Origin of the sequence: Francisella sp. Scap27 (assembly GCF_013394105.1) — a bacterium.
GTDB classification, from domain to species: domain Bacteria; phylum Pseudomonadota; class Gammaproteobacteria; order Francisellales; family Francisellaceae; genus Francisella; species Francisella adeliensis.
The window spans coordinates 688,227-710,207 of the sequence record NZ_CP041326.1; the positions used below are offsets into that span (position 1 = coordinate 688,227).

Sequence of the window (21,981 nt, forward strand, 5' to 3'; positions counted from 1 at the left end):
TATACCTAAATATTTATATTATAAAAATCATACTCAAACACCCTCTTAAATTCAGTTTTATTTGCTAAATTTACAGAAGCATGATTATTCGAATAACAATCCCATACAGGAATAACATTATTACTTACACATTTATCAACAAAACATTTAACTAATCTTGTAGCTAATCCTTTTCCTCGAACTTTTTCATTAACAAAAATATCGATCTCTGCATAGCCGTGCGAAATAGCAGCGGCATAGCAAATACCCATATTATATTCATCAACAATACCAAGACTATTCTTCTTAAATTCTAAACAAGTGCTCCAATAGCGACTACCAAGCTCTAAATCAAAAAAGTCACACTTTCTGAAATCTTTACTTTGAACATCAAAAAAATCAACTTGATAATTACAACTCTTATCAATATCAAGAGGATGGGTATACTTTATTCTAGTACACCTATCATTAAAGAAACAACTACTTCCCTTGAACTTCTCATTAGGATCATATAGTCTAAGCTTTGGTACTAGGCCTTTAAGCTTTTCACTGATTTCATCTACCAACTCAGCATAATCACAATATTCCCCTAGAATATAACAAAACCCAAACTTATGCACTATAATAAAAGTCGATTCTTTTTGAAAAACATAACCATCTTGTTTATTATCAACAACAGACAAAATGATGGGGAAATATATAATAAAATTATCAAATTTACTACAAATTTTAATATATTCAGACTTCTCTAGTAATTTCATTTTCTTTAAAATACCAACCCACCATCTATTTGTAAAGTTTTACCATTCATATAGTCACTTTGTATTACAAATTTTACTGCATCAGCGATATCTTCTGCTTTCCCTAGTCTTCTTATCGGCGTCTCTTTTTTTACATGATCTAACACTTCTTGTGTCACAGCATCATTAGTTGATTCAGTATTCATAAACCCTGGAGCAACTGCAACGCATCGGATACCAAAACTACCAAGCTCTTTTGCCCAGACAACAGTCATGGATTCCAAGCCAGCTTTTGCAGCGCTATATGCACTTTGCCCTGCATTACCTCTAGCACTAATAGAGCTAATATTTATAATTACACCCTTTGTTCTTGTCATAATCATCTGTTCCGCCACATATGAGCCTAAAACAAAAGGCGCTGTCAGATTTATGTCTATGACTTTCTGCCACATTGCTACACTATGTTTTTTTTCTTTTGATGTTATATTAATAAGCGGTTCGCTGTATAAAATACCTGCATTATTTACTAAAATATCTATCTTCGAAAACTGTTCTTTTACTTTTTGTATAGCATTTAATATTTGATTTTCCTTTGTTATATCACAAGGTATTTTAAACAAATTCTTATCTTCATTTAAACCTTCAAGAGCATCCTTATTTATATCAAGCACACAAACTATTGTATCATTAGATAGGAGCATTTCCACTATTGCCTTACCAAGACCACTTGCACCACCTGTAACAATAGCAACTTTATTCGCTAATTCCATATTACACCAACTTTTCACTAACTATTTTTTTTATAGTTCCTACATCTCTCATGTTCATAATATCATCTATTGTTAACTGAATACTCAATTCTTGCTCAATAGAAGTTACAAGATCCATATGAGTCAAAGAATCCCATACATGCACATCACTCATAGTTAATTCATCTTTCACTTCATCCTCTTTCAGCCTAAAAACTTGGCATAAAATTTTCTCTAACTCTTTCATATATTAAACTCCTGTAAATTGTAAAAACATCTGACTATCAAGCCTAAATTTCTCACCTTCTCTTGAAATAAAAACATCTTTAGGGATCGTATTTTTTGTAACTAAAGTGTTCGCACCAATGAAATTTTCACGCTCAATCACTGTATTGTGACCTATAGTAGCGTTAACACCCAAGAAGCACTTAGATTTTATGATAGCATCACCCGAAATAACAACTCCAGAGGTTATCCAACTTGTATCTTCAATCACAGAACCATGAGCAATAACAGCATTACTCCACACAAGATTACTACTTCCTATTTTCACATATGGTTGAATTGTCACATGATCTAAGATTATATTATTCTCTCCTATCTCTACATTGTCATGCATTTCTACTGACGGATGGATATAGTTTATAAAACCATACCCCTTCTCCTTTGCTTCTTGGTATTTTTTCTCTCTTATATCATTCATTTGCACATAGCCAACAGCTATGAGCATCTTATGATCATCAGGGCCATACTGGTTTTGAATATCCTCAAACTCAATTAAAGGCACTCCCTCGATGGTGTCTGTATTTTTATATTTTTTTTCAACTGCAAATGCTACCACATCAAACTTTTTTTTCACAAATTGATAAATTACTTTTGCTATTTTCCCATTACCATATATTACAAGCTTCATATATATTAGCTCCTTAAATTAAAATACAATTATTGAGTATTTCTTTAACACTTCCAACACTATTAAACATTAAAACATCTATAATTGAAAGATGTGGATGGAACTCTTCACCAAACTGCTGATACTTTATAATGCTAGGCTCTATAAAGTTCAACCTTATCTTTTTATCAGAAAAACTTTTTTTGTCATAAAGCTGCCTACCTCCTACTGGATTTATATAAATATCAGCGCCCAGGATTTCACAGATTTGCAATATCTTATCTTGACCTCTAAGACTGTTATCTTTTTGAAGCTCACTAGACTTTATGAACTTAGTATTTATACCAATATAGTTAGATACGCTTTTGATTAAATTTTCTAAAAACAATGATAAATTATTTTCTTCAGTGATTACAACACCCTCTAACATATCATAAACATGATGAAAATGTGGTGCTTTAGAATATGCTTGCTTGACTGTCTTCAGCAAGTTTTGTCTATTATCTCCTAAAGAAATTTCATTAATTAGCTTATTCTGACTAGCCCCTAAAAGTCCTAAAGTAATTCTATATGACTTATTGTTAAGCAAAATATTATTTCTATTTATATAACCTTTTTTAATAAAATTAACATCATCATATATCACAAAAACATCTACGGCATTGATGAGTTGCCAATAACCTATATAAGGAAAAAAGTAAGGTTGCATTATTGCAACTTTCATAAAGCCTCCTTCACAGTTGATATTATATGCTCTTGATCATTTTTCTCAAGCCCATGATAAATAGGCAAACACATTATCCTTTTTGATATATCTCTAGATATTGGCATATACTGCTTAGGCTCAATATAACTAAGAGTATCTAAAGAAGGATAGAAGTATCTCCTAGGAAAAATATTTTGCTTATTTAAAGCCTCTTGTACCCTAAGTAAGTCAACCTCTGACTTAAACAATATAGGAAAATAACTATAGTTTTCAGTTGCATTTAAATTAAACTCTTGGAATCCAACTAAGTCATATAATTCTGACTTATACCTTTCGGCGATATCTTTTCTAGAAGCATGAATAATGCTAATATCATCCAAAACACATAACCCCATAGCCGCCTCAAACTCATTCATCTTTGCATTAGTTCCTAAATGAGGTATTTCCTCAGCATTTTTAATGCCAAAATTTATCAAAAACCTTGCTTTCTCAGCTATTTCATCACTATTAGTAATAAGAGCACCTCCTTCAATAGTATGAAAAAGTTTAGTAGCATGAAAACTTAAGGTTGATATATCACCAAAGTTTAGCACGCTTGCACTCTTATATTTAACATCAAAAGCATGTGCTGCATCATATATTACCTTCAATCCATATTCTTTAGCGATCCTATCTATTACATTGACATTACAAGGATTACCAAATACTTGCGTAGCAACTATTGCCGATGTGTTTGGAGTTATTTGATCCACTATTTTATTTTCATCAATATTAAATGTTTTTTCATCAACATCAACAAATATTGGTTTAATATTGTTTGCTACTAACGAGCTCGTAGTTGCAACAAATGAAAATGGTGTGGTAATAGCAAACCCTTTAATTTCCAAAGCCCTATAAGCTATCTCTAATGCTATAGTTCCATTTGACACTAAAATTATATTCTTAACACCGAGATGTTTTGCCAAGCGATGCTCTAGCTCCTCAACCAATTGCCCCCTATTAGTAATTTGCCCAGAATCATATATTTGATCGATATATTCCTTATATTTTTTAATACTCGGCAAATATGTTTTTGTTACATTTATCATTCAGAAGCTAAAAACCTTTTTTTAAACAATTAATCTTATGCATTAATTTTATCACTTTCTAATCAGTATAGCTAATTACTTCAAAAGCTTTGTTACTCTTGATTTAACAATTCTTAACAAACTTCTACTCTTCTCTGCCTCTAATAATCCTTCAAGTAATTTTATATATTCATTACACTCTTTAATAGTAGAGTCTCGAGACTCTATTTCAATATCTTTTGATTTAATATTTTTGGCTATTGGGCTTTCGTCACTAACAACAACTTCAGCTAGCATACTTATAATTTCCTGAGCTTCTTCAACCTTATAGTTATTCAACAAAAGGCTTGAAAATTTGATAGGAGAAATTTTTTTCACATTTTCATAAAACATCTCATAAAATTTTGACCTATACTTATCATCTAAAATATTTGCTGTTTTAGATGAAGCTGCTAAGTTTTGCATAACTTGCACATCACTTGAGTTCTTATGCCACTCTCCCTGCTCATTAACTCGCCACACTGACATTACTTCATCAAAATACTTAATGGGCCCCAATGTCATAAAAACTAATGACATATAAACATCTCCCCCACATTTCTTATAAAAGTACTTATCAATCAAACACCTAACGTTAGTGTCATAACGGTAAACCCAAGAACTTGTCTGAAAATAACAGCTACCTAAATATTCTTCAAATGTATACTCTGTCTTCCCTTCAGGTGGAACTGACACAAGTTCTGCCACCTCACTACCTCTAAGATATCTACTTGCATGTGCAGAACCCATGAATACTGGGTTTTGCTCAAGAAAATCTATTTGCTTTTGAAGCTTATAAGGAGTTGTCCAGTAATCATCTCCATCACAAAAAGCTATATATTTAGCTACACGGCCTTTCATAACCTGAGGCAATTTCCCAGGAATCATTCCAAGCCCCTTAGTCATTTGATTCTCTATTTCGTATATGGGTTTAATAATTCTTGGATATTTCTCCTGATATTCTCTAATAATTTCAGCAGTGCCGTCTGACGATGCATCATCTCTTATTATCACCTCAAAAGCAAAGTTTGTCTCCTGCATGAGCAGACTGTCCAAAGCATCTCTTATGAAGTTTTTTTGGTTATATGTTTGACACAGTATAGATACAACGACCTCTCCACCCCAATTTTTAACAACATCTTTCTCTCTTTTAAAAGCCAATTCAACACCTCCTCTTACCTATCACTAACCTGAGTTATTTGGTCCACCTACCAATTGCTTGCCTTTATTTACTATATTATTGATCAAATTATGAGTTCAACATCCAAGCTTCACAAACCTACTATATGACTATTTTCTAACAAATGAATCTCATTGCTATCAACCTAAACAACATCCTACAATAATACATAAATAATTAGAACTAGTATAGGCTTTAAATGATTAGTATAGCTGATAAAAACTGACTAAACACCAAGTATTATTTAGACAATAAGGATGATTTTACTAATAAAAACTAGTATTATTTACTCTATAAAAGAGATGAGTTTGCAAAAAACATTACTTTCTGCAATTTACAAGCGCTTTTGATAAAGCTAAGGTATAAAATATCATGAAAAAAATAGCTATTTTACAGTCAAACTATATTCCATGGAAGGGATATTTTGATCTTATAAATATGGTCGACGAATTTATTCTATATGATGATGTACAATATACTAAAAATGACTGGCGAAATCGAAATAAAATAAAAACATCTCAAGGACTGCAGTGGCTCACTATCCCAGTCTACCATAAAAACTTAGAGCAAAAAATAAATGAAACACAAATAGCAAAAAATAATTGGAGTAGAAAACACTGGAACACAATAATAAACAATTATTCAAAAGCAAAATACTTCAAAGATTATAAAGATATATTTGAAGATTTTTACATGAACTGCAATGAAAACCACCTAAGCCAAGTTAATTATAGATTGATCACTATAATTAATAAAATACTCAGTATCAAAACTAAAATAAGATGGTCAAGTGAATTTAACCTTGCTGGTGGCCAAACTGAAAGACTCATAAACATATGCAAACAATGTGAGGCTGATATCTATATAAGTGGTCCAGCAGCTAAAGATTATTTTGAAGAAAATCTGGCTCAAAAAGAAAACATAAAAGTCGAATGGATGAATTATAGTAGATATAGGGAATATCAACAGCTACATCCACCATTTGAGCATGGAGTAAGTATTCTTGATTTAATTTTTAATGAAGGTGATAATGCTAAGAGCTATTTAAAAAGTTTCGATTTGGAATATAAAAATGATAAATTTTAACATACCATACTCATTTGAAAATAATTTTGATGAGAAGCAAACCTGTGGTGACAATAAGTTTACTAAGCTATGCCATAAATGGTTTGAAAACAACTTTAAATGCAAAAAAACTCTACTAACAACATCATGCACTCATTCTCTAGAAATGGCAGCTATTTTACTAGACATAAAAAAAGATGATGAAATAATTATGCCTTCATATACCTTTGTATCTACCGCAAATGCATTTGTCTTACGAGGTGCGAAAGTGGTGTTTGTTGATATTCGTCCAGATACCATGAATATTGACGAAACAAAAATAGAAGCAGCAATTACATCAAAAACTAAAGTTATTGTCCCAGTTCATTATGCTGGAGTTGCTTGTGAGATGGACATTATCATGAATATAGCTAAAAAGCATAATCTCTTCGTTGTTGAAGATGCTGCTCAAGGTGTTATGTCTAGCTACAAAGGTAAAGCATTGGGCACTATAGGAGATATTGGTTGCTATAGTTTCCATGAGACAAAGAACTATTCTATGGGTGAAGGTGGCGCGATTATCATCAACAATGATAAATTCATTGAACGAGCTGAAATCATAAGAGAAAAAGGAACAAATAGATCTAAATTTTTTAGAGGCCAAGTTGATAAGTATAGCTGGGTTGATATAGGCTCGTCTTATTTACCAAGCGATATACTAGCTTATTACTTATACACTCAACTTCTAGTAGCTAATCAAATTAATGATAAACGCTTACTATTATGGGAAAACTATTACAATGGTCTATCGCCTCTTAGTGAAAAAGGATTCATTCAATTACCAACTATCCCTTCTAGTTGTATTCATAATGGACATATGTTTTACATAAAAGTAAAAAAAGCAAAAATAAGAAATAAATTAATCAAATATTTGAAAGGTAAAAATATAACAGCTCCTTTTCATTATATTCCACTACATAGTTCTGAATATGGTAAAAAACTGACTACATTTGCTGGTGAAGACATTTACACAACAGTAGAGAGTGAAAAATTATTAAGACTCCCTTTATACTATGACCTTAAATCACAAACGATCAAGTGTATAATTAATCAAATAGAGAGTTTTTTTAGCTAAATAAAAACCTAATTCACCCTATACTTGGAACAGTTTTGAATCTCATTTTTTATTATACCTTCAAGCTGATTTGGAGTTATACAGTTAGTGATAGAATATTTACTTTTGTTATTATACAAAACCCAATATACTCAAACATTTGAAATTTCAACTGGATTTTTTTATAAACTCTACTAGTTATCTTTTTCACCCTATTTCTTTATCTTTTCTCTGACATATTAAAAAGATTGTTGATTTAATCATTTATTTCTGATAGCTTCTAACATTTTAAAATAGTAAGCTTTCATTAAAGCTTATGCATGAACTTTTACTGTAGAGAAGTAACTAGCTCTAGAAAAATTAAACTTTCTTTTTAATGTAGCAAGCACCTTTCAACTTTGTACCTAGTTTTTGAGATGAGTATATTTCTTCGTTTTGCCTTTTAGTAAGAGGTTTATTCCTTTGTGCTTTTTGTAATCTACGACTCCTAATCTTTAGTGCTTTTAGCATTCTTTATTTGCTTTAATGTCATAAGCTTTATAGCTAGTATAGAAGCTGCATCCATATTGTTTAACATAGTTTTGAAGTCTATGAGTTTCATAAGCTTCTGCTGACTCCGTATGTACTATTTGTATAAACCCATGATTATCATCAGCACTTGTAAATACTTGATAGCCATAATGGCTTTTTTACCTTTTTTAATCCACTTAGCACCTTTATATTCACCGTATAAAATATCTGATGTACTGCCTTGATCTTCAGTTCTATCTTCTAAAGGGTTATCTAGATACTTATTCGGACGACCAGCCGACTCTACCAATCTAGCATCTATAATTACTCCCCTAGTATTATCTATGCATAAGCCTAATTCATTAAGCGGCTTATTAAATGTCTTGAATAGTTTCTTAAGCTTATTCTTTTGAATTAGAATATTTTTATTTATTTATAGTATTACTGTAATCAGGTAGATCATCCGTAGGAGCAAAGCCTGTGAAATAAAGGAACTCTAATCTTAGTTTACGCTACTTGCTAGCTCTCTATCACTTAAGCTATACCATTGATCTAATAACACAGTTTAAAAATCACCAAACTGTTATAACTAGGCTTTCCTTAGTTCGTTATATCTTGTATGTAAGTACCTTTAACTATTTTATTGAACTTACTAAAGTCTAATAACTTATTTAATTTCACAAACTTATTATCATCACCAAGAGATTCTTCTAAGCTTAAAAAGAAAAAATCCATAATATAAAATATAAATATTTACCAGCATAGATTATTGTAAGGAAATTATACTTAACCAACTTTAGAAAAACACAATTATCATAGAAATATAATGAAGTCATCACAAATAAAAATCAATAATCTGCTTAAACATTTTCTACAATTTTGTGTTTACATAATGAATCAAAGATGTCAAAGTTTGTACTTGCTCTATATCAGTATCTGGAATTTTAATATCGTATTTTTCTTCAACTAATAGAAAAACTGTAACTGCATCCAAAGAGTCAAGGCCCTGCTCTTCTAAACTCAAATCATCAACTACATTTTCTAGATCAAACATTACATCTGCTTCTTTTATTACATTTATTATATCTTCTCGTGTTACCATATTATTTATTCCTTATATTTTTTTAATTATAGCACTAGCCCATGAAAGGCCAACACCAAAGCCTGATAGAATTATCAGATGATTATTACTATCAGTTATTTCTTCCTCTAAAATTATAGGTATCGATGAAGATATTGTATTACCATAATTATCCATACTAAATGGCACCTTAAAGGCATCAATCTTCAACCGTTTTTGTATTGTATCAACTATATACTTACTACCTTGATGAAGTATATATTTGCTAACATCTTCATCTAGAATGTTATTTTTATCCATTAGAGATTTAATATGTCTTGGTATCATTGTAGCAGTAAATGTAAAAACAGCCCTACCATTCATATACAACCTATCATTACAACATATCAGCTCCTTATAGTTACTACCGTCGGTGCCAAACATAACATCACCTAAAGAGTACTTAGGATTTTCACTAACATATGTAACGGTCGCAGCATCTCCGAATAACAATGCTGTATTTTTATCATCTTGGTTGACTATTTCAGAATATGGATCAGCTGTAAATAATAAGCCATTCTTTAGATTATTATTTTTCATAAATGAAATTATATTAGACAACCCATATACATAACCACTACACCCTAAAGAAATATCAAAACAAGCGCAATTCATCGATAAACCTAACTTATTATGAACTATAGCTGATGTGTGAGGAATATTGTAGTCAGGGTTTTGTGTCACCACAATACAGCAGTCTATTTCACTTTTATCAATACTATTTTTTTCCACCAATGCTTCAAATGCTTTAACACACAAGTCTGATGATTTTTCATCCTCATGTTTAACACTATGATACTCAACACCTATTTTATCTACTATAAATTTATCATCTATATCAAATTTTTCTTTCTTGTTGTAGTTTGATATTCTTTGATTAGGCACATAGCTTGCAATTTCTTCAATTCCTATCATACAGTATTCCTTTTATACCAAACTAAAATATATAAACCCTACAGATATATTATCTATAAAAATTTCCGTCTTAATAAGCTTAAAGTTAAAATTACTTCTAAAACACAACTTAATTTCACCATCAGAGACTATAGCTTTATTCAACTGAAGTCTAGAAAAATACCACTTCCCATGAGCATCTAAATAAATGTTTTCTAGTAAATGCTTATTTAGAGCAACTATATTTTCTATAAAAGAGTAACCTGTTATTTTAGATAGTATTATCTCTTTTTTTTGCATCACAATATTTGAAGCTTTACATATAATACTTTCATCATATTCATATTTACAGTTTATATCTATATTATTCTCAAAGCCATAGTATATATATGTGTGTTGACTATCTTTGAGTTTAAATACAAACTTTATATCATCTTTATTATCTGGCATCACTTTTGAAATTGATAAATTTCTCTCAGAAATCCCATGAAACGATACATCCATACCTTCAAAGTCAATATCAAACATACCGCAAACTTGATTGAAAATATCCGTACCATGCACATACTTTCTATTCCCTTTAAAACAAAATTTTAAATCGTGTTTTTTCATTTTAGACTTTCCCTGATAAAATTACGTATTCTTTTGGCATGGCTATATGCAAAATTCCCAGAAACTACTTCATTTTCTTTTACATCCTTAACTACAACACTCCCTACCTTTATATTTGCATTGCTCCCTATAGTTACATAATCTGCAATTACGGAGGATGTACCAACCCAACAATTATCACCTATACTTGACCAACCTGCAACCTGCACCTTACCTGTTATAATATTATTTTCCCCAATTTTACAGCTGTGCCCAATATTAACATTTACACTGATTTTAGTTCCACTACCTATTGTTGTAAATTCAGCATCATGAGCTCTTTGAACCATACTTCCTGTCATTATCTCTACATTTTTATGCAAATGCACACCACCCGCATGTAAAAACTTAATAACTTCTCCATTTTTCTTTCTTCGAAAGTAAAAACCCTCACACCCCAACACTACATTATCACCAATTATACAACCATCTTCTATTATTGTATATTCGTGTATAATCACATTTTTCCCTATAGTGACATTGTTACCAATATAGCACTTTGAACTAATAAATGCACTTTTATCTATTATGGCCGATTTACTTATTTTGTAGCTCATAAAGGGCTTAATCAATCCTTTATTTATAAAAACATTAAGAATTTCGCCATACAAGAAAACTGGCTCGTCACACATCGCAACGGCTTTTGTACATCTATCTTTTAGGTCTTTAGTTGTGATAATTGCCGAGATATTGCTATTTTCCTCAGCTATTTCCAAGAACTTGGAGTTTGAGGCGTAACACAGAACATTATCTCTGTCTTTTATATTAGCACTTCCTACAGTTTCGAAAACGCCATCTTTTATGATTGCTGAATTATCAACAAACTCACTCAACCTATATGTTTTTCCCATACTCCAAGCCCTAATTCACTTTATTTAGTATTTACTCTTTTAACAACACAGCGACATTTATATAAATTTTTCAATCTATTTTTTTGTTGATATAAAACTCTATAGTTTGCTTAAACATCTTCTCAAAATCTTGAGATGGCTTCCAGCCTAACTCATTTTGGATTTTACTATTATCAATAGCATATCTCCAGTCATGTCCTTTTCTATCTTCAACAAAGGATATTAAGTTTTTATGCGGAGCATTTTCAGGTTTATACTCATCCATTAATTTACAGATTGTATTGATTAATGTGAGGTTATCAACCTCATTGATACCACCAACATTATAAACTTCACCTATAACACCTTTCTCTACAACTGTTTGAATAGCGTCACAATGATCTTCAACATATAACCAATCTCTTATATTAGAACCATCACCATATACAGGGATTGATTTTTGATTAATACAACTACCAATAACTACTGGTATCAACTTCTCTGGGTGCTGATATGGACCATAATTATTTGAACAATTTGATATAGTCACAGGTAGTTTGTATGTATGTAAATATGCTCTAACTATATGATCAGAGCCTGCTTTACTAGCTGAGTATGGTGAGTTTGGCTCATAAGCTTTATCTTCTGTAAACGCTGGATCATCCTTTTCAAGAGTACCATACACCTCGTCTGTTGACACATGGTGAAATTTACAACTAGTATGATCTAAACCCTGCTCATCTAACCAATATCTTTTAGCTTGATTAAGTAAATTAAATGTACCAATGACATTTGTCTCTAAAAACACTTTAGGATTAGCAATAGAGTTATCAACATGTGATTCAGCTGCAAAATGTACAACCGTATCGATATTATGACCTTTTAAGGTTTCATAAACTTGTTTTTCATCACAAATATCACCTTTCACAAATGTATGGTTAGACTCGTTATTTAAATCTTTCAAATTTTCTAAGCTACCAGCGTATGTGAGCTTATCGTAAGAGACTATTTTCACATCATCGTATCTAGTCAACATCATACGCACATAATTACTACCAATAAAACCAGCTGCACCAGTTACTAATATATTTTTAGCTTTATAACTCATTTTATAAATCCTTTTGTAATCTTTTTAGACAATCTTCTAGTGAATCTTTCCAATATGGAACATTTATACTGTAGGAATCTTTTATTTTCTTCTTATTAAGTAAACTATAATGGGGTCTTTTCGCTGGTGTTTGATAGTCAGAAGTTTCTATAGGATTAACTACACAATTTATTTGTGCTATACCTATAATTTCTTTAGCAAAATCATACCACGATGCTACACCCTCATTTGAATAATGGTAAATCTCAACTGCTTCATTACTTATCTTTGGCAAAATATCTAATATAGCTACTGCTAAATCTCTTGCATATGTTGGAGTACCAACTTGATCAAATATAACACCTAAAGAATCTCTTTCTTTACCGAGTCGAAGCATCGTTTTCACGAAATTTGAACCAAAACTAGAATAAACCCATGATGTTCTAATTATTATAGAATTTCTAGGATTTACTTTTAGCATAACATTATCACCAGCTAACTTAGTTTCACCATATACACCTTGAGGATTTGTTACATCAGACTCAACATATGGTTTATAGTTTTCACCATCAAAGACATAATCAGTCGAAATATGTATAAGCTTTATATTTAACTCTTTTGAAACTATAGCTAGCTTCTCTACTGATTTTTTGTTTATCAGGTCTGCATTCTCAACATCAGTTTCTGCTTTATCGACAGCTGTATATGCTGCACAATTAATTATTGTATTAATCTTATTAGATTCACAGAAGTTTTTTATACTATCCTTAGAAGTAATATCTATATTTGTTCTATCTGTAAAAAAGAAATTATAAAAACATTTCTCTTCTAACTCTCTTATTTCACTTCCTAGTTGACCATTTGAGCCTGTTATTAATATATTAAATACACTATTAGGCATAATAATCTACTCCAAAATCAAATATCTCTTTGTCATCAGTTATGCTAAATAGTTTCGGCTGCTTTTTATCTTTTTCAGAAAGTTTTAGACTTTCAGTATCAACCTGCCAATCGATACCTAAGTCTATATCGTCAAATGCTATCCCTCTATCACACTCTGGTGAATAGTAGTTATCAACCTTGTATGCAAATATTGTATCATCCTCTAAGACCACAAATCCATGTGCAAAGCCTCTAGGAACCAATATTTGTTTTTTATTTTCTGCGCTTAACTCAACTGCTACATGCTGACCAAAGGTAGAACTCCCTTTACGAATATCTACAGCAACATCTAAAACCTTACCTTTAATAACTCTAACTAATTTTGTCTGAGCGTGAGGGGCTAATTGATAATGCAATCCCCTAAGAACACCTCTTAAACTTTTAGACTCATTATCTTGACAGAAGTTAACTTTATACCCAATATAATCAAATAACTTATCTTCACGAAAAGTCTCAACAAAATACCCTCTATCATCTCCATGTACCATTGGATCGCAGATGACTACGTCTGGTATTGATGTTCTTATAAATTTCATCTTTTAACAACACCTTCACTAGCTCTTTTAATTAAGTATTGTCCATACTGATTCTTTTTGAGTGGTTGAGCAAGCTCCAATAAATGTTGTTTAGATATATAGTCCATTTCATAAGCTATCTCTTCTAAGCAAGCAACTTTTAATCCCTGTCTATCCTCTATAGTTTGTATAAAGTTACTAGCTGCTAGCATACTCTCATGAGTTCCTGTATCAAGCCATGCGTAGCCTCTACCCATTGTTTTAACTTTTAGTCTTGATTCTTTTAAATATATTTCATTTAAAGTAGATATCTCCAACTCACCGCGCTCTGATGGCTCTACTTGCTTAGCTTTCTCTACCACATCATTTGGATAAAAATACAAGCCTACAACTGCATAATTAGACTTTGGTTTAATAGGCTTTTCTTCAATACTGACAACATTACCTTTGCTGTCAAAATCAGCCACGCCATATCTTTCAGGGTCATTTACATAATAGCCAAATATACTTGCACTATTATGTTCCGTTACATTGCGAATACTTTTGGCAAACATTTTAGGAAGATCATGTCCATAAAAAATATTATCTCCCAAAACTAAACATGCTGAATCACCATCAAGAAAATCTTCTGCCAATATAAATGCTTGAGCAAGACCATCAGGACTTGGTTGAACTATATATTCCAAATTAATACCAAGATCTGAGCCATCACCTAACAAACTCTTAAAGCTTGGTTGATCAACCTCTGTAGTAATTATCAATATATCTTTTAAACCAGCTAACATAAGAACCGATAGTGGATAATATATCAAAGGCTTATCATAAATAGGAGTAAGCTGTTTACTAACTCCTTTGGTAATTGGATAAAGTCTAGTACCACTTCCACCAGCTAGTATTATTCCTTTCATAAAAAGCACACTCTCATAAATATTAAAACATATCTGTCAATTATAGAGGATATAAAACAAAGGTTAAAGTAATTTATTATAGATAGGGGGAGTTAGAAACAAATATTTGAAGTTAAGAATGAGTGTTTAGATACCATTGATAAATCTTATTAACACCCTCTTCAAGCTCAACTTTATGCTTCCAACCTAAACCATGAAGTTTTGATGGATCCGTAAGCTTAACCATTGTGCCATCAGGTTTATCAGCATTAAACACCAACTCACCTTTAAAACCAACCACAGTCTTAATAAGTTCAGCGAGTTCTTTTATTGATATATCAACACCTGTCCCTATATTAATATGTGTATTTCTTACCTCTGGAACATCGTTTGAATAAGTATCTTTAAAATCTCTATTTTCTAATAGAAATACACATGCATCCGCCATATCCTCAGAATACAAAAACTCTCTTCTTGGTTTACCCGTCCCCCATATCTCTACAGAGTTTTCAGATACACCAAAATCTCTCAAATACTCTAAAGCTTCTTGCTCAGAAGGCATGTCAAGATTAGCAACAACATCAGTTACCTTGCCTTGATTCAAAAGCTTAGCTAAGTGAATTTTTCTAATTAATGCAGGTAAAACATGAGATTTTTCTAAATCAAAATTATCATTAGGGCCATAAAGATTAGTAGGCATTACAGATATAAAATTAGTGCCATATTGAAGATTATAACTTTCACACATTTTAATACCTGCAATCTTTGCTATTGCATAAGGCTCATTAGTATATTCTAAAGGACTTGTTAGTAAACAATCCTCTGGCATTGGTTGTGGTGCATTTTTAGGATAAATACAAGTGCTACCCAAAAATAGAAGCTTTTTAACGCCATAAACATAACTCTGATGAATTACATTATTTTGAATCTGAAGATTATCATATATAAAATCAGCTCTATAAGTATTATTTGCAACAATACCACCAACTTTAGCAGCTGCTAAAATCACATATTCCGGTTTTTCAACTGCAAAAAAATCTTCAACCGCTATTTTATCTGTTAGATCTAGCTCTTTATGAGTCTTATAAACAAGATTAGTATAACCCTTGTTTTGAAGATTTTTAACTATCGCAGAGCCAACCAAACCTCTATGGCCAGCCACATATATTTTACTATCTTTATTCATTACAATCTCTCTATTCAAAGTAGCTCATAGTTTTGTAACCACCCTTTTGAAGGTAAACATCTTTAGTCATCATTTTTAAGTCAGATTGCATCATATCATCAACTAAATCTTTTAAATCATACTCCCTATTCCAACCAAGTTTAGTCTCAGCTTTTGTTGGATCACCAATCAAAAGATCAACCTCTGTAGGTCTAAAGTATCTAGGGTCTACAAGCACAACTGTTTGACCAACTTTCAAGTGTGATAAATCAAGGTTAAGCTCAGATGCTCTAGCATTATCAACAGATGCTACAACACCAGTCTCATCAACACCTTCACCTTCAAACTTTAACTCTATGCCTGCGTAGTTAAATGCCAGTTTAACAAAATCCCTAACCGTCGTAGTTTGACCTGTCGCAATAACCCAATCTTCTGGCTGTTCTGCTTGCAAGATCATCCACATCATTCTTACATAGTCCTTAGCATGACCCCAGTCTCTTTTAGCATCTAAGTTACCAAGATATAATTTATCTTGTAGATTAAGAGCTACTTTAGAAGCTGCTCGCGTAATCTTTCTCGTTACAAAAGTCTCACCCCTAACAGGTGATTCATGGTTAAATAAAATACCATTACAAGCATACATACCATAAGCTTCTCTATAGTTAACTGTGATCCAGTAAGCGTACATCTTTGCTACAGCATAAGGAGATCTTGGATAAAATGGCGTAGTTTCAGTTTGTGGTATTTCTTGAACTTTACCATAAAGCTCTGAAGTACTTGCTTGATAGATTCTAGTCTTTTTCTCTAAACCTAAAAGTCTCACTGCTTCAAGTACTCTCAAAGTACCAGCGGCATCAGCATTACACACATACTCAGGTGTTTCAAAACTCACATGAACATGGCTCATAGCAGCAAGATTATAAATCTCATCAGGCTGAGTATCCGCTATAATTTTAGTTAGATTCATAGAGTCTGTCATATCACCAAAGTGAAGAATAAAATCAGCATTTTCAACATGAGGGTCTTGATATAAATGATCTATTCTATCCGTATTAAAAAGTGAGCTTCTTCTTTTCACACCATGAACAACATAGCCTTTTTTTAATAAAAACTCTGCTAAATAAGATCCATCTTGACCCGTAATACCTGTAATTAATGCTACTTTTTTTTCCATTTCATTCATTCCTTTTGTTTTAGATTTTAAAATAAATATTAAGCTCTATTATAATCATCTTCTAAGCGAACAATATCATCTTCGCCAGTATATTCACCAACTTGCGCTTCTATTAACACTATTGGTATTCTACCATTATTTTCCAGCCTATGAATATCACCCATTCGTATATAAACAGACTCGTTAGGTCTCACCGTAGTAATCTCATCACCATTGGTTACTGTTGCAGTACCTGACAAAACCACCCAATGCTCACTTCGATGAAAATGTTTCTGTAGTGATAACCTTTTACCAGGCGCGACCTCAATTTTCTTGATTTTGTAACCAGGCTTATCTTCTAATACAGTGTATGACCCCCAAGGTCTATAAGCCTTCAAATGAATATTTTTCAGTCCATCATCAAGCATACTCACAACTTCTTTTACCCTTTGTGAACTACCTTTCTTAGATATTAAAAGAGCATCTCCTGTATCTACTATTATTAGATCATCAACGCCCACTGTAGCAATTTTTTTCTCGCCACCGTAAATAAGGTTATTACTACTATCTATACATATGTGATTATCATTCAATGCATTACCATTCTCATCTTTAGACATATGATCATAAAGAGAGTCAAAACTTCCCACATCACTCCATGTAATATTTGCAGCAACCATCTTAATTTTATCGGATTTCTCCATCACAGCATAGTCAATAGAGTCTTCAGGAATATTAGCCATATCTTCTAAACTAACATCTCCATCAATAGCTTTAGCATTATCAAATGCAATTTTAGTTGCATTGTAAATCTCAGGAGAGTGCTTTTTCAACTCATCAAGAAAAACTCCTGCTTTAAACATAAACATTCCTGAATTCCAAAAATATTTACCACTATCAAGGTATTTCTGTGCTTTATCTAATGTCGGCTTTTCATGAAAACTTTCAACACTATTGTTCTTGCCTGCCTGGATATATCCAAAACCAGTGTTTGGATGATCAGGCGTTATCCCAAATGTTACTAAACCACCATCTTGAGCTAGCTTCTTAGCTTCAAGCATGACCCTTTCATACTCATCATCACAATCAATAATATGGTCTGCTGGTGTTATAAATACAACATCGTCACTCGCAGCTTCCATACAGGCCAAAGCTACTGCTGGAGCAGTGTTACGCCCAACAGGTTCAACTATAAAGGTTCCTGTGTCTGATTTATTAAGATCACACAATTGATCTTTAGCTAAAAATAATTGTTCCGTGTTAGATACTATATAACTACCAGAGCAAAATTTTGCATTTCTTTTAACAGTAAGTTGAAAAAGCGATTCATTATCAAACATTCTCACAAACTGTTTAGGCAATAACTTCCTACTAATTGGCCAAAGCCTAGTCCCACTACCACCACATAAAATTACGTTTATCACGCTGTTTCTCACTCTGACTTTAAATAATCACTATAAATATAGTATATTATTTTTTAAAGTGTTTCTCTAGATATTTGATTAGTAAAACACTTTTAATATACTTACTTTTTATAAATTAAGCTACCAAACATTTTCCTTAGCATAACCACTTTCTTAGAAGCTATCCTGATAAAAGGATTAAAAACACTAACTAACAATGTTTTTTTCCCTAAAGTAGCCCGATAATCTTTAATAAATTGAGATGTACAAAAATAGTTTTCATCTTGAAGGTTAAATAAACCGTTTTGATTTTTGAGAATTATTTCTCTTAACTCTTGAGATAACTTATCTATATGCAAAACACTTCTTTGGTTTTTAATATTAGGAAATATTAGTGAATATTTTGCAAGTTTTACCAGTTTAGAATAGTTCCCTTTCGAGCCTTCACCATATATCATCGGAGGTCTAATAATAGCTATTTTAAATTTAGTATCTTCGATAGATTTCAAGTCATTTTCAGCTTGTAGCTTGCTATCACCATAAAAATCATCTGGATTTGGTTTTGTATCCTTATCTATGACCTTTGTAGTACCAACAGGTGAATTATTATCACCGTAAACTATTATACTACTTAAAAACACGAATTGACTAACACCATCTCGCTTAGCCTTTTCAGCAATCTTAATCGTCAAATCAACATTCACATTATAGTAAAGACTTTCAAGATTTGCATTTCTAGATGTATGAGCTATACCTGCTACATGCAAAATACTATCATACACAGAAAAATCTAGTTTTTGCCAACCACCATCTCGAAGAGATATTTTCTCAACAGTAAAATCATCTTTGCAAAACTCTGCGAATGAGTTACCTATATAACTACTTAACCCTGTAACTAGTACTTTTTTCACTTTAAATCCTCTTTTTCACCTAAAGATCCTGTACCACCTTCAACCACACCTTTTTTAGCAAACACTGAAAATGCTGTCAAAAAAATACATTTCATATCTAACCAAGTGCTTTTATTTTTGACATAATCGCCGTCAAGCTTAGCTTTATCTGGTATCGGTAATTCATCACGACCATTTATTTGAGCCCAACCAGTTAAACCAACAGGGACATCGTTAGCATTATACTTATCACGCTCTGCAATTAAATCCTCCTGGTTCCACAAAGCAGGTCTAGGCCCAACTATACTCATATCACCTTTTAGAATGTTGATAATCTGAGGCAATTCATCCAATGAGGTTTTGCGTAAAAATGCACCTACTTTTGTAATACATTTTGTAGGATCTTCTAAAAGATGAGTTGGCATATCTTTAGGAGTATCAATATACATTGTTCTAAACTTGTATATATAAAAAAAACTCTTATTAATACCGTAGCGTTTTTGCTTAAAAAATATCGGTCCTCGTGAATCAAGTTTTATAAACAGAATCACCAAGATAAAAATGGGAAGTAATAAAATGCTTCCAACTAAAGACAACACTATATCTAAAAATCTTTTAAAAAAAACATACATAACAACTACCCATTTAACCTATGTTCAAACTCTGGAACAATTTTCTTTAACATATCTATTGGACTATTTTTCTCAGAAAGTAACTTTTCAATATCTATTGCTAGACTCTCAATTTCATAAAATGTTTTACGGCCAACAAAAATATCTTTATAAATTGTTCTTGCATCAGTTTTTTCTATAAGAAGCTCTTCATAAAGTTTTTCACCAGGTCTTAAACCTGTTATTTTTATTTCAACATCTTCTCTCCCACAAAGCTTTCTAAACTGTTCAGCTAAATCTAAAATTTTAACTGGAGCACCCATATCTAAGACAAAAACCTCTGAGTTCTTTGCTATTGCACCTGCTTGTAAAACAAGCTCACAAGCCTCGGGGATAAGCATAAAATACCTGGTAATCTCTGGATGTGTCACAGTCAATGGGCCACCTAATTTCAGCTGTCTCTCAAACTTAGGTATCACACTACCACTACTACCTAAGACATTCCCGAATCTTACAGCTGCTAGCTTAGTAGATTTAGGATCTACATTTTGCAAGTAAAGCTCACAAACCCTCTTAGTTGCTCCCATAATATTAGTAGGACGAACGGCTTTATCAGTTGAAATTAATATAAACGACTCAACATTTTTTTCTATAGAAACATCAATTACATTTTTTGTTCCCAAAACATTATTTTTTATAGCATTTACAGCATTACCCTCTACAAGAGGAACATGCTTATAAGCTGCGGCATGAAATACCACGCTAGGCTGATACTTATCGAAAATTTTACGAATTTTATCAATATCACATACAGATGCTAATTTATAACGAAGTCCATCTAGACCAAGCTCCTCAGAAACTTTATATAAATTATATTCACTATGATCAACTAGAATGATTTTTTTAGCCTTATATTTGGTACATTGCCTAACAATCTCAGAGCCAATACTCCCCCCACCTCCGGTAACTAATACAGTTTTATCTTTAATAAATCCAGAAATTGCTGTTTCATCTAAACTTTTAGAGTCTCGAGAAAGTAAGTCATATAACGATACTGGTTTTAATTGCGCAGTATAACTTTCATCTTGAAGCACATCCTCTAAGGGTGGCATAATCTTAATTTGTTTAAAATCTTTCTGAAAACTTTTATAGGTTTTTTTTATTCTCTTGTTTGCTTCTTTTGGCAAAGCAATAATCAACAAATCATATTCGTTGGTTAAAAGCTTATGCTTAAGCTGAGCTACTGATAAAATCTTCCTGCCATCTACACTTCTCTTTTGTAAGGTTGAGCTATCATCAACAAAATATTTAACCATATACTCGGTATTATAAAGCTCTTCCGCTATCTTAACCCCTGCAACACCTGCTCCATAAACAATTGCCTTCTTAGTTTTTTGTACTCTACTTTTATTTGTAGCATACCAATAACAATAAACACTAAGATTTAATAAAAGTAAGTATGACAAAAATTCAGAAAATATAAGAGCAAATCTAATTTCACCATAAAAGCTAATAGCAACTATTACAAACACAGGAATATTGACAAAAACTTTGCGCAAAAAAGTCTTCTGTGTCGATTTCCGCCAGCTTGCCATATAATCCCGTAACAAGGAAAATGAAGATATGCATCTAAGGGCAATCACAATAGATAGAAAGCTTAGACTTACATCTTCTTTAAAGATATAGAAAGTCCAATTGACTGAGATTATAGTTATAAAAATTATAACTAAAAAATTCAGAAGTCTTTTGTCGTAAAGTCTTTTTAACATTTAAGATAAAATCATAAAAATAATTAAAATTATAACAAAGTATA

25 protein-coding genes are annotated in these 21,981 nt (G+C 31.9%); 2 read left to right on the top strand and 23 right to left on the bottom strand.

What is annotated here, in order from left to right; translation table 11 throughout:
* Positions 1 to 5: 5 nt before the first annotated feature.
* The 7 genes from FLM55_RS03315 to FLM55_RS03345 all read right to left on the bottom strand — a co-directional run bounded on the left by FLM55_RS03315 (position 6) and on the right by FLM55_RS03345 (position 5,333).
* Positions 6 to 740 carry a GNAT family N-acetyltransferase gene (locus FLM55_RS03315; protein WP_178948006.1) on the bottom strand — a complete coding sequence of 245 codons (735 nt, stop codon included), beginning with the start codon at positions 738 to 740 and terminating at the stop codon, positions 6 to 8.
* A gap of 5 nt (positions 741 to 745) precedes the next feature.
* On the bottom strand, positions 746 to 1,489 hold the full coding sequence (locus FLM55_RS03320; RefSeq protein ID WP_178948008.1) for an SDR family oxidoreductase: 744 nt from the start codon (positions 1,487 to 1,489) through the stop codon (positions 746 to 748).
* Position 1,490: 1 nt separating this feature from the next.
* Positions 1,491 to 1,715: an acyl carrier protein gene (locus FLM55_RS03325; protein ID WP_178948009.1), complete on the bottom strand. Its 225-nt coding sequence runs from the start codon at positions 1,713 to 1,715 to the stop codon at positions 1,491 to 1,493.
* Between the two features lie 3 nt (positions 1,716 to 1,718).
* On the bottom strand, positions 1,719 to 2,381 hold the full coding sequence (locus tag FLM55_RS03330) for an acetyltransferase (RefSeq protein ID WP_178948010.1): 663 nt from the start codon (positions 2,379 to 2,381) through the stop codon (positions 1,719 to 1,721).
* 13 nt (positions 2,382 to 2,394) lie between these two features.
* Complete coding sequence (locus FLM55_RS03335) at positions 2,395 to 3,084, bottom strand: WbqC family protein (protein ID WP_178948012.1); 690 nt, start codon at positions 3,082 to 3,084, stop codon at positions 2,395 to 2,397.
* Complete coding sequence (locus tag FLM55_RS03340) at positions 3,081 to 4,154, bottom strand: DegT/DnrJ/EryC1/StrS aminotransferase family protein (RefSeq protein WP_178948013.1); 1,074 nt, start codon at positions 4,152 to 4,154, stop codon at positions 3,081 to 3,083. Before FLM55_RS03340 ends, FLM55_RS03335 begins: the two co-directional genes overlap by 4 nt.
* 75 nt (positions 4,155 to 4,229) lie before the next feature.
* Positions 4,230 to 5,333, bottom strand: coding sequence for a glycosyltransferase (locus FLM55_RS03345; protein ID WP_178948015.1), 1,104 nt, complete (start codon positions 5,331 to 5,333; stop codon positions 4,230 to 4,232).
* A gap of 391 nt (positions 5,334 to 5,724) precedes the next feature.
* Here FLM55_RS03345 and FLM55_RS03350 point away from each other — a divergent pair, with 391 nt between their 5' ends.
* Both FLM55_RS03350 and rffA read left to right on the top strand, forming a co-directional pair.
* Complete coding sequence (locus tag FLM55_RS03350; RefSeq protein WP_178948016.1) at positions 5,725 to 6,438, top strand: WbqC family protein; 714 nt, start codon at positions 5,725 to 5,727, stop codon at positions 6,436 to 6,438.
* Positions 6,425 to 7,531, top strand: a complete 1,107-nt coding sequence (gene rffA / locus FLM55_RS03355) for a dTDP-4-amino-4,6-dideoxygalactose transaminase (RefSeq protein ID WP_178948017.1) — start codon at positions 6,425 to 6,427, stop codon at positions 7,529 to 7,531. Before FLM55_RS03350 ends, rffA begins: the two co-directional genes overlap by 14 nt.
* A 604-nt stretch (positions 7,532 to 8,135) precedes the next feature.
* Here the strand turns inward: rffA and FLM55_RS09475 are convergent.
* From FLM55_RS09475 to FLM55_RS03430, 16 genes are all read right to left on the bottom strand, one after another.
* On the bottom strand, positions 8,136 to 8,330 hold the full coding sequence (locus FLM55_RS09475) for a hypothetical protein (RefSeq protein ID WP_256868912.1): 195 nt from the start codon (positions 8,328 to 8,330) through the stop codon (positions 8,136 to 8,138).
* 290 nt (positions 8,331 to 8,620) lie between these two features.
* Positions 8,621 to 8,755 (bottom strand): hypothetical protein, encoded by a 135-nt coding sequence (locus tag FLM55_RS09480; RefSeq protein ID WP_256868913.1) that lies wholly within the window; start codon positions 8,753 to 8,755, stop codon positions 8,621 to 8,623.
* Positions 8,756 to 8,891: 136 nt separating this feature from the next.
* Positions 8,892 to 9,122, bottom strand: a complete 231-nt coding sequence (locus FLM55_RS03365; protein WP_178948019.1) for an acyl carrier protein — start codon at positions 9,120 to 9,122, stop codon at positions 8,892 to 8,894.
* A gap of 12 nt (positions 9,123 to 9,134) precedes the next feature.
* Complete coding sequence (locus FLM55_RS03370) at positions 9,135 to 10,055, bottom strand: ketoacyl-ACP synthase III (protein WP_178948020.1); 921 nt, start codon at positions 10,053 to 10,055, stop codon at positions 9,135 to 9,137.
* A gap of 12 nt (positions 10,056 to 10,067) precedes the next feature.
* On the bottom strand, positions 10,068 to 10,646 hold the full coding sequence (locus FLM55_RS03375) for a hypothetical protein (RefSeq protein WP_178948021.1): 579 nt from the start codon (positions 10,644 to 10,646) through the stop codon (positions 10,068 to 10,070).
* Positions 10,643 to 11,536: a hypothetical protein gene (locus FLM55_RS03380; protein ID WP_178948022.1), complete on the bottom strand. Its 894-nt coding sequence runs from the start codon at positions 11,534 to 11,536 to the stop codon at positions 10,643 to 10,645. Before FLM55_RS03380 ends, FLM55_RS03375 begins: the two co-directional genes overlap by 4 nt.
* 70 nt (positions 11,537 to 11,606) lie before the next feature.
* Positions 11,607 to 12,623 (bottom strand): dTDP-glucose 4,6-dehydratase, encoded by a 1,017-nt coding sequence (gene rfbB, locus FLM55_RS03385; RefSeq protein ID WP_178948023.1) that lies wholly within the window; start codon positions 12,621 to 12,623, stop codon positions 11,607 to 11,609.
* Position 12,624: 1 nt separating this feature from the next.
* A complete protein-coding gene (gene rfbD / locus FLM55_RS03390) occupies positions 12,625 to 13,503 on the bottom strand; it encodes a dTDP-4-dehydrorhamnose reductase (RefSeq protein ID WP_178948025.1) in 879 nt (292 codons plus the stop codon).
* Positions 13,496 to 14,080 carry a dTDP-4-dehydrorhamnose 3,5-epimerase gene (gene rfbC, locus FLM55_RS03395; protein ID WP_178948026.1) on the bottom strand — a complete coding sequence of 195 codons (585 nt, stop codon included), beginning with the start codon at positions 14,078 to 14,080 and terminating at the stop codon, positions 13,496 to 13,498. The genes rfbD and rfbC overlap by 8 nt, the downstream gene beginning before the upstream one ends.
* On the bottom strand, positions 14,077 to 14,967 hold the full coding sequence (gene rfbA, locus FLM55_RS03400; protein WP_178948027.1) for a glucose-1-phosphate thymidylyltransferase RfbA: 891 nt from the start codon (positions 14,965 to 14,967) through the stop codon (positions 14,077 to 14,079). Before rfbA ends, rfbC begins: the two co-directional genes overlap by 4 nt.
* 112 nt (positions 14,968 to 15,079) lie before the next feature.
* Positions 15,080 to 16,132 (bottom strand): GDP-L-fucose synthase, encoded by a 1,053-nt coding sequence (locus FLM55_RS03405; protein WP_178948028.1) that lies wholly within the window; start codon positions 16,130 to 16,132, stop codon positions 15,080 to 15,082.
* 10 nt (positions 16,133 to 16,142) lie between these two features.
* Positions 16,143 to 17,285 carry a GDP-mannose 4,6-dehydratase gene (gene gmd / locus FLM55_RS03410; RefSeq protein ID WP_178948029.1) on the bottom strand — a complete coding sequence of 381 codons (1,143 nt, stop codon included), beginning with the start codon at positions 17,283 to 17,285 and terminating at the stop codon, positions 16,143 to 16,145.
* A 38-nt stretch (positions 17,286 to 17,323) separates the two neighbouring features.
* Positions 17,324 to 18,688: a mannose-1-phosphate guanylyltransferase/mannose-6-phosphate isomerase gene (locus tag FLM55_RS03415; RefSeq protein WP_178948030.1), complete on the bottom strand. Its 1,365-nt coding sequence runs from the start codon at positions 18,686 to 18,688 to the stop codon at positions 17,324 to 17,326.
* Between the two features lie 101 nt (positions 18,689 to 18,789).
* Complete coding sequence (locus FLM55_RS03420) at positions 18,790 to 19,578, bottom strand: NAD-dependent epimerase/dehydratase family protein (RefSeq protein ID WP_178948031.1); 789 nt, start codon at positions 19,576 to 19,578, stop codon at positions 18,790 to 18,792.
* Positions 19,575 to 20,189, bottom strand: a complete 615-nt coding sequence (locus FLM55_RS03425; protein WP_178948032.1) for a sugar transferase — start codon at positions 20,187 to 20,189, stop codon at positions 19,575 to 19,577. Before FLM55_RS03425 ends, FLM55_RS03420 begins: the two co-directional genes overlap by 4 nt.
* A 5-nt stretch (positions 20,190 to 20,194) precedes the next feature.
* Positions 20,195 to 21,937 carry a nucleoside-diphosphate sugar epimerase/dehydratase gene (locus tag FLM55_RS03430; RefSeq protein ID WP_178948033.1) on the bottom strand — a complete coding sequence of 581 codons (1,743 nt, stop codon included), beginning with the start codon at positions 21,935 to 21,937 and terminating at the stop codon, positions 20,195 to 20,197.
* Positions 21,938 to 21,981: the final 44 nt, after the last annotated feature.